Below are 708 nucleotides of genomic sequence, written 5' to 3'. Positions count from 1 at the left end.
GTGTTGTCACATTAACTGTCGTTAGGTTGCTGATGCCCGACATTGGGCGGAGGTGACATTGATGAAGACATCGTCAATCAGCTACAAGCGCCCCCGGTTTCCGCCTCAGCTCATTGAGCACGCGGTGTGGCTGTACGTTCGCTTCAATCTGAGCCTGCGGGAAGTTGAAGAGATGCTGCTGCAGCGCGTGCGCTATGCTTCTTATGAAACTGTTCGGCGCTGGGTCATCAAATTCGGGCCGGTGGTAGCTCGAAATCTGCGGCAGAGACTGAACCGTCCAGGTGGTGTCTGGCATCTGGATGAAATTGTCGTGGACATTTCAGGTCGCAAGTATCGGCTTTGCGCGCGGTCGATCAGCATGGCGTCGTGCTGAAGGAAATCCTCCAACCCAGGCGGGACAAACGGGCGGCAAAACGGCTGTTGCGCCGCCTGATCAAGCACCTTGGTTTCATTCCCAAGCGGATCATCACGAACAAGTTGCGGTCCTTTGGCACCGCCAAACGGGAAATCGCGCCGGGCTTGGATCGTTGGTCGCACAAGGGCCTCAACAATCGAGCTGAAAACAGCCCCCTCCCATTCCGAAAGCGAGAACGGACGATGCTAGGACACCGATCTCCAGGAGGTTTGCAGCGGTTCGTAACCACCCATCAGCCGTTAGAAATTGCTTCCGCGTCCCGGCACGTCGTCGCTCCGCACTAACAATCCGTT

At 56.5% G+C, this 708-nt stretch carries 1 pseudogene; it reads left to right on the top strand.

What is annotated here, in order from left to right:
• Positions 1 to 61 precede the first annotated feature (61 nt).
• Positions 62 to 708: pseudogene (locus tag ACR0M3_RS20050) on the top strand (IS6 family transposase); the annotation flags it as partial.

The organism is Ruegeria sp. O5, assembly GCF_056535105.1.
Note: the sequence above shows the minus strand (reverse complement) of the source record. Positions and strands in the feature narration are given on the sequence as shown.